General features: G+C 59.8%; 10 protein-coding genes and 1 pseudogene. 10 read left to right on the forward strand and 1 reads right to left on the reverse strand.

Annotation, left to right across the window (positions count from 1 at the left end):
- Nucleotides 1–380 (reverse strand): annotated as a pseudogene (locus ABX749_RS14725) (hypothetical protein); the annotation flags it as partial.
- Nucleotides 381–426: 46 nt separating this feature from the next.
- Here ABX749_RS14725 and ABX749_RS14730 point away from each other — a divergent pair.
- From ABX749_RS14730 to ABX749_RS14775, 10 genes are all read left to right on the forward strand, one after another.
- On the forward strand, nt 427–993 hold the full coding sequence (locus ABX749_RS14730; RefSeq protein WP_372896645.1) for a shikimate kinase: 567 nt from the start codon (nt 427–429) through the stop codon (nt 991–993).
- A gap of 180 nt (nt 994–1173) precedes the next feature.
- On the forward strand, nt 1174–1920 hold the full coding sequence (locus tag ABX749_RS14735) for a sugar phosphate isomerase/epimerase (RefSeq protein ID WP_095741420.1): 747 nt from the start codon (nt 1174–1176) through the stop codon (nt 1918–1920).
- On the forward strand, nt 1921–2769 hold the full coding sequence (locus ABX749_RS14740) for a CoA pyrophosphatase (RefSeq protein WP_372896646.1): 849 nt from the start codon (nt 1921–1923) through the stop codon (nt 2767–2769).
- A 220-nt stretch (nt 2770–2989) separates the two neighbouring features.
- Nucleotides 2990–3319 carry a thioredoxin gene (gene trxA / locus ABX749_RS14745; protein WP_095741422.1) on the forward strand — a complete coding sequence of 110 codons (330 nt, stop codon included), beginning with the start codon at nt 2990–2992 and terminating at the stop codon, nt 3317–3319.
- Between the two features lie 6 nt (nt 3320–3325).
- On the forward strand, nt 3326–4120 hold the full coding sequence (locus ABX749_RS14750; RefSeq protein WP_145212235.1) for a thymidylate synthase: 795 nt from the start codon (nt 3326–3328) through the stop codon (nt 4118–4120).
- A gap of 14 nt (nt 4121–4134) precedes the next feature.
- Entirely contained in the window at nt 4135–4650 is a 516-nt protein-coding gene (locus tag ABX749_RS14755; RefSeq protein WP_145212238.1) for a dihydrofolate reductase, read from the forward strand.
- 172 nt (nt 4651–4822) lie between these two features.
- Nucleotides 4823–5206: a 30S ribosomal protein S13 gene (gene rpsM, locus ABX749_RS14760; protein ID WP_201724031.1), complete on the forward strand. Its 384-nt coding sequence runs from the start codon at nt 4823–4825 to the stop codon at nt 5204–5206.
- A gap of 158 nt (nt 5207–5364) precedes the next feature.
- Nucleotides 5365–5748, forward strand: a complete 384-nt coding sequence (gene rpsK / locus ABX749_RS14765; RefSeq protein ID WP_095741425.1) for a 30S ribosomal protein S11 — start codon at nt 5365–5367, stop codon at nt 5746–5748.
- 64 nt (nt 5749–5812) lie between these two features.
- The gene (locus ABX749_RS14770) at nt 5813–6802 is read left to right on the forward strand and encodes a DNA-directed RNA polymerase subunit alpha (RefSeq protein ID WP_095741426.1); all 990 of its coding nucleotides are present in this window, start codon (nt 5813–5815) and stop codon (nt 6800–6802) included.
- Nucleotides 6803–6874: 72 nt separating this feature from the next.
- Entirely contained in the window at nt 6875–7519 is a 645-nt protein-coding gene (locus ABX749_RS14775) for a bL17 family ribosomal protein (protein ID WP_145212241.1), read from the forward strand.
- The last annotated feature ends 89 nt before the right edge of the window (nt 7520–7608 follow it).

A 7608-nucleotide genomic window follows, 5' to 3' on the forward strand; every position in this document is an offset into this window, starting at 1 on the left:
CGCAACTGCATCCATTTTGCGAATGCGGTTTCGGTTTCGTAGGGACGGCCCTGGACGGTGGACCCGCCGAGCACGAAGATGCGTCGCGTGTTCTCCGGTTTGTCGGCGGCAAACGAGGCCGGCCGAAAGAAGTTCAGCCTCGATGGCGGGATCTCCAGACGTGTGGAATCCTGCGACAGAACAAACAGCGGCGACTGGCCGGCAGAATCAAACACCGGATCGCTCGCCAGGTCCCGTGGATCGACGCGGTGCGTCACCCGCAGGACCAGTTCCGCGGCGAGGAAGGGCAACAGGGCGATCGCCAGACAGACCGATCGAAACAGCCACACGCGTCGCGTCGGCAACTGCGGCGACGGCGAGTCGGGGGAGCGGCGAGACACTGAAAGACCAAACAAACGAAGTCCGGCGGAGTAAACGGAGGTGAGGGTGACTACGGATCGAATTTACTTGACCGGCTACCGCGGCACCGGAAAAACGACGGTGGGGAGATTGATTTCTGCCGAACTGGCGACCGAGTGTATTGATTTGGATCACGTCATCGAGCAGGCGGCCGGAAAAACGATTCGCGAGATCTTTGCCGAAGGAGGCGAAGACTTGTTCCGCGATTGGGAATCACGGTGCCTTCGTCAGCTGGCCGCCGATCGATCACAGGGGCGCGTCATTTCGCTCGGCGGGGGAGCGATCCTGCGCGAACAGAATCGTGACGTGATCCGGCAAACCGGAGTCTGCATTTGGTTGACCGCCAGTCCCGAGGTGATCGCCGGGCGTCTTGCGGCCGACCAGACGACCGGGCAACGGCGGCCGGCGCTGACGGAATTATCGCCGGTGGATGAGATTCGTGAATTGCTTGCACGCCGCGAACCGCTGTATCGCCAGGTGGCCGATTTGACCCTTGCCGGCGACGCCAAGTCCCCCGAGCAATTGGCCCGCGACGCGGTTCAGTGGCTGGGCCAACATGGGGGTCAGGGCGTGACACCGCAACGAAATGATTGAGGAATTAATGGTGGCGAACGCTCCCTCGCTCGTTTCGTCGCATTAGCCGGTAAACCGGTCTTTTGCCCAGATCGCCAAAATCGGTACGCTTACCTAAAACCATTCGTGGCGGCGGCTTGCACTCGATCGCCCGCCGTCATGCGACCAGAATTCTAGACGTTGAATTGAAAGGATACTCCCGTGTTGATCGCCGCTTCTACTGAATGCTTTCCCGGTCTCGAATTGCTCGCCGCGATCGAACTTGCTTCCGACTTGGATTTCACCGCCATCGAGATTGCGTTGCACGAATCGGGGAACGTCAAACCGAGTGAATTGCTGGAGGACATGGATCGCTCCATCCAACTGCTCCGCCACACCCACCGGCTCGACATTTCAGGCTACAGCGTGCAACTGGCGTCCACCGGCGCGGATCATTACCAGCAATTCGCCAAGTTGTGTTGGTTGGCCAAGACGACCAAGGTGGTCACGATCACCATTCCGTCGGCCGAACAGGGCACCCCCTTCAACGAGGAGGTCGAACACCTGCAAAAACTAGTCGAGATCGGTGAGGCCGAAGGGGTTCGCGTCAGTGTGAAAAGCCAACTCGGTTGCTTGAGCGAGGATCCCGACACGTTGATGGTGCTGTGCAACAACGTCGACGGACTGGGAATCACCTTGGACCCGAGCGTTTACATCACCGGTTCGGCCAAAGGCAAAAGCTTGGACCACATTTTGAAATTTGTTTGCAACGTGCATCTTCGCGACACGCGTCCCGATGCGTTTCAGGTCAGCGTCGGCCAGGGGGAAGTCGACTACGGAAAACTGATCACCCAGCTTGAACGCGAGAAATACGATCGCGCGTTGACGGTCAACATGACGCCGATGGAAGGCTTGGATCATCGGGTCGAGTTGCGAAAGCTGCGTCGACTGCTCGAGACCCTCGTCTAGGTGCCTGTTGTGTCCGCCAGGGATCGTGCCGCCGAGCAGCTGTTTGCCGCGGAATCCATCAAGACGTTTGGCAGCGTGGTCGCTCAAGTGCTCGCCCAGCGCAGCGGCAACCAGACGGGCAAATTCCCAAGCGGCCGATTCTTGAACCGTTCGACCCGCTCCCCGCGGGCGAGCGGCGGTTCGAAGCTGGCGCCGCGTTTGTCTTACGGTCGCCACCGTGGCCCCGCCCGATCGGATTCACGCCGGGCGGCCGTTGTGATTGTGGTCTATCCCCATCGGCAAACCGGGCGGTTGTGCCTGACGCTCACCCGCCGACCCAAGGCGTTGTCGCACCACGGTGGGCAAGTTTGTTTGCCGGGCGGACAAATCGAGTCCGGCGAATCCTCCTTGCAGGCGGCGCTGCGGGAATACCACGAGGAACTCGGACTGCCGGTGCAGGTGATCGACGTGGTGGGATGTTTGTCGCCGATCTACGTGTTTGCCAGCGACAACCTGGTGGAAACGCAAATCGTCACAACACAGTGCCCCACAACCCAGTGGCGTCCCGACCCGGTCGAGGTGGACGAAGTGATCGAGATGCCTGTGGAATGCCTGCTGCACCTGGGGGAATCCGATGCACCCCACTCGCCCCCCCATTGCACGCTCATCGATCAAAAAAAACAGCGGATCGGTAAGAGTCAGGGCAGCGGCGAGGTATTCCAGTACAGATTCGGACACCGGGCGATCGAGTTCGATGATTGCCTGGGGCGTCGACAAGACGTCTGGGGCGCGACCGCGATGCTGCTCGGCGAATTTGCCGAAATCGTCTCGCGTGCCGTCGAGCACTGGATGCGCAGTGACGTTCGGTGACTCGAACTTGGACTCCCCGATCGGGGCAATCCGGCCACGATGGCCAACGCCAGCATGGAACGCGACGCAATCGGCAGCGACCAGATGAGCCCGGCGAGCTGAAATTCTCGCTTTGGCTAACTTGGCCGACCACCCCCAGCTTCCTACAATTCGCACTCGAGTATCGGCGGATCACCGTCGGCCTCCCCTTTTCCCTGTTGCTATCCCGAGGACCAAGACCATGGCTTCAGACGCCGTGAAAGAATTTACTGACGACAACTTTGATGCCGAAGTCCTTCAAGCCGATGGCGCGGTGCTCGTTGATTTTTGGGCACCCTGGTGCGGCCCCTGCCGTGCAATCGCTCCGATGATCGACCAGCTGGCCGAGGAGAACAGCAAGGCAAAAATCGGCAAATTGAACATCGACGATGCCCCCGGTGTCGCACAAAAGTTCGGCATCACCGGGATCCCGACGCTGTTGCTGTTCAAGAACGGCGAAGTCGAGCACAGCTTCCGAGGCGGCAACACGACCAAAGCCGCACTTCAGGAAGCGATCGACGCGTCGGTCTAAGACGAAATGCTCCAGTACCTCCGCCTTCTCGAAGACATCCTTGAATCCGGCTCTGATCGGGGCGACCGCACCGGCGTCGGCACGCGCAGCCTGTTCGGCCGCCAGTTGCGATTCGATCTGTCCGACGGATTCCCGTTGTTGACCACCAAGAAACTGCACCTTCGCTCGATCATTTACGAGCTGCTGTGGTTTCTTCGTGGTGACACCAACATCGCGTGGCTGAACGAGAACGGCGTGAAGATCTGGGACGAGTGGGCCGACGAAAACGGCGACTTGGGGCCGGTCTATGGCCACCAATGGCGGTCCTGGCCGACTCCGGACGGGCAGACGATCGACCAGATCGCCTGGGTCGAAAACGAGATCCGCACCAACCCGCTTTCGCGTCGGCTGATCGTCTCGGCCTGGAACGTCAGCGAGGTCGGCGCGATGGCCTTGCCCCCCTGCCACACGCTGTTTCAGTTCTACGTTTCCGATGGCCGGCTCTCGTGCCAGCTTTATCAACGCAGTGCCGACGTCTTCCTGGGCGTCCCCTTCAACATTGCCAGCTACGCCTTGCTGACGATGATGATGGCCAGCGTGACCGGATTGAAACCCGGCGCGTTCGTGCACACCTTCGGCGACGTGCATCTGTACCAGAACCATTTCGAACAAGCCCGGGAACAGCTTTCCAGGGAACCCAAACCGTTACCGGAACTGGTAATCGCTCGCGTGCCGGAATCGATCGACGGGTTTGTGTACGAAGACTTCGAGATCGTCAATTACGAGCCCCATCCGCACATCAAGGCCCCCGTTGCGGTCTGAAAGCCAATACCGCCATGCCCGCAACCAGCAACCCTCCCGTCACCGCCGTCGTTGCGATGACCCCCAGCGGCGTGATCGGATTGGAGGGGACGATGCCGTGGCGACTGCGTCAGGACCTGCAGCGGTTCAAGCGGATGACGATGGGCGGCGTGCTGGTGATGGGCCGCAAGACCTTTGATTCGATCGGGCGGCCGCTGCCTGGCCGGCGGACGATCGTGGTGTCCCGCCAAGCGGACCTGACTTACGAGGGTGTTGACGTCGCGTCTTCACCCGACGCGGCCCTGCAGATGGGTGGCCAGGCACCAATTTATGTGGTCGGCGGGGCAGAAATCTATCGTCAACTGATCGATCGCTGCGACCAGATTTATTTGACACGCGTGCTCTCGGGCGTCGCCGGCGACACCGAACTGGAGCTGGATCTGTCAGATTTCCGCACGGTGGAGCAATTTCGGGTCCCGGCGGGGCCAGCCGACGCGGTGCCGACGGAGTTTTTTCGGATGGTCCGCAATCGCCGGAGCGAAAATTCCTGAAAAGGCTCGAAAGTGGCCATTGAGCAAAAAGGGGACCATTCGCTATAGTCCGGGATTCTTGGCCAGCACTTTTTCTGACTTTCTGCGGTCGCGTTCCCTCCCGGGGGCGTCTCCAACCGCAAGGTGCTGTGTCTTCATAGTTTTAGCACGATGATTTTGCAGGAGCCTCGCCATGCCCCGTTTGTTGGGCGTCGACATCCCGAACGACAAACAGATCCAGTATTCGTTGACCTATCTCTACGGCGTCGGCCTTCACACGGCCCGCGAAGCCTGTGAGAAGCTCGGCGTGGACCCGACGCGCGCCGCAAGCGACCTCGGAGAAGATGAGCTGGGTCAAATCGCAGCATTGCTGGAACGTGAATACACGGTCGAAGGTCCACTGCGTCGTCAAACGACTCAGAACATCAGCCGGCTGCGTGAGATCAAGTCGTACCGCGGCATGCGGCATCGAATGGGATTGCCGGTTCGCGGACAACGCACCAAGACCAACTCGCGTACCCGCAAAGGGCCCAAGAAGACGGTCGCCGGAAAGAAAGGCGTCAAGGATCTTCGCTAACGTCTGGCCGATGCACCCGGCGATTTACAAGCCGAGCATCCCCGACGTCCCAAGACATATTTTCGTTTGGTCCGAAGCAGCGACCGCGTCGTCGACGCGTCGCGTTTTGGCCTCCCCTCCAGTTCGACATTAACCGTTTGAAGTTTTAGGACTTTGCAGTGGCAAAGAGCAACAAAAAGAAACGAGTACGGCGAAACGTGACCAACGGCATCGCCCATGTTCACGCGACGTTCAACAACACGACGGTGACCATCACCGACGTCAAAGGCGACACGCTGTGCTGGGCAAGCGCCGGAACCAGCGGTTTCAAAGGCAGCCGAAAGAGCACCCCGTTCGCCGGCCAGTGTGCCGCCCAACAAGCCGCCGAAAAGGCGTCGAAGTTCGGCATGCGAGACGTCGAAGTTCGCGTCAAGGGCCCCGGATCGGGACGTGAAAGTGCCATCACGGCACTGCAAGCGGCCGGACTGAAGGTCAAATTGATCGAAGACGTCACGCCGATTCCGCACAACGGATGCCGACCGCGGAAAAAGCGTCGCGTCTAGTAGATCGGTCTCTCGGCTACTCTTTACCCCCGCATTTGCACTCCCAAGCGACAGGATCACAACCATGCATATCCGTTGGCGTGGAATGGAACTTCCCAGCAATCTGGAAGTTGACCGCGATTCCCTTTCCCAAACGTACGGCAAGTTCATCGCCGAGCCGTTCGAACGTGGCTTCGGCACCAGTGTCGGAAACAGCCTCCGACGCGTCCTGCTGAGCAGCCTGATGGGTAGCGCCGTCACGCAGATCAAGATTCGTGGCGCCCAGCATGAGTTCACCAACATCCCCGGCGTCTTGGAAGACGTGACCGAAATCGTCCTCAACGTCAAAAGCTTGGTGGTCCGCAACCACAGCGAAGCGACGCGGGTGATCACGATCGAAAGCGACAAAGCCGGTGAACTGCGTGCCGGTGACATCGAAACCGATTCCGATGTCGAAATCATCAACAAAGACCTCGTGCTGGCGACGCTCACCGAAGACACGCCATTCATGATGGAAATGGTCGTCGAAAACGGCCGCGGCTATGTGCCGGCCACCGAACACAGCAGCGCCGATCACGAAATCGGGATCATTCCCGTCGACGCCGTCTACAGCCCCATCACCCGCGTTCGATACGAAGTCGAAGAAACCCGCGTCGGGCAAAAAACCAACTACGACAAGCTGATCCTGGAAATCTGGACCGACGGGAGCGTCAACCCGGAACTGGCACTCGTCGAATCGGCAAAGATCCTTCGCAAACACCTCAACCCGTTCGTCCAATATCGCGAACTCGGACCGAGCATCTTCTCGGCCGCTCGCGGTGGCGCCGGGTCGCCCGAAGCTCAGCTGGAAGCCAAGCTGAACATGACGCTCGCAGACCTGCGATTGTCCGTGCGGGCGAACAACTGCCTGGAAAGTGAAAACATTCAAACGGTCCGTGATCTCGTTCAACGCAACGAAGACCAACTGTTGGAAGTCCGGAACTTCGGTGACACCACGCTGAACGAAGTCCGCGAAAAATTAGCCCAGTACGGATTGCACCTCGGCATGCGAGTGCCGGCGCAACCCATGTTCTAGCGGACGCCTCGCCGCAGATCCGCTCGAAACCCCCTTCGCACAAATACACCCCCAACCCTATCCGAATACGTCATGCGACACCGACGACGTGGCCGCACGCTGGGACGCAGTCCCAGCCACCGAAAGGCCCTGCTGAAAAACCTTGCCAGCGCTCTGTTCCTGACCGAGCGTGATGCGGAACTCGACGACAACGCTCCCAAGGTTGCCGGTCGAATCACCACCACGCTGCCCAAAGCCAAAGAAGTGCGGTCGCTGGTCGAAAAATGCATCACCATCGCCAAGAAATCGCTCCCGCACGCCGAAGAAGCGGCCAAGTTCGCTTGCGACGCCGACCGCGGCAGTGACGAATACAAGAAGTGGCGAAAAAGCGAAGACTGGCAGAAGTGGGCCGCCGCCCGCGCTCCCGTCGTCGCCGCACAGCGACGCATCGTTCAATTGATCGGCGACAAACAAGCGACCGCCATCCTGTTTGACACCATCGCCCCACGCTACGTCGATCGCGACGGCGGCTACACCCGCGTCGTCCGTCTGGCAATCCCGCGACTCGGCGATGCCGGCACCCGGGCGATCCTGGAACTGGTCGGAAAGAACGATCGCGTCTCGCGAAAAGCCGAACGGCCCTCGTTCGCCGATGATAGCGATAGCAGCGACAACGAGGCGGAAACGACGCCCGAACCCGTCGCAGCAGCCGCTGATTCCGACGACGAACAGTCCTGAGCTGTTTAGCGGTTAGCTTTTAGCGGTTAGCTATTAGCGGTTAGCTATTAGCGGTTAGCTATTAGCGGTTAGCTATTAGCGGTTAGCTA

The sequence above is a fragment of the Stieleria sp. genome, assembly GCF_041595215.1.
GTDB classification, from domain to species: Bacteria; Planctomycetota; Planctomycetia; order Pirellulales; family Pirellulaceae; genus Stieleria; species Stieleria magnilauensis.

Excerpts from the sequence above, each read along its gene's own strand:
- rpsM (WP_201724031.1), top strand. The coding sequence starts at position 4,823 with ATGCCCCGTTTGTTGGGCGTCGACATCCCGAACGACAAACAGATCCAG.
- trxA (WP_095741422.1), top strand. The coding sequence starts at position 2,990 with ATGGCTTCAGACGCCGTGAAAGAATTTACTGACGACAACTTTGATGCC.
- ABX749_RS14775 (WP_145212241.1), top strand. The coding sequence starts at position 6,875 with ATGCGACACCGACGACGTGGCCGCACGCTGGGACGCAGTCCCAGCCAC.
- ABX749_RS14755 (WP_145212238.1), top strand. The coding sequence starts at position 4,135 with ATGCCCGCAACCAGCAACCCTCCCGTCACCGCCGTCGTTGCGATGACC.
- ABX749_RS14750 (WP_145212235.1), top strand. The coding sequence starts at position 3,326 with ATGCTCCAGTACCTCCGCCTTCTCGAAGACATCCTTGAATCCGGCTCT.
- ABX749_RS14770 (WP_095741426.1), top strand. The coding sequence starts at position 5,813 with ATGCATATCCGTTGGCGTGGAATGGAACTTCCCAGCAATCTGGAAGTT.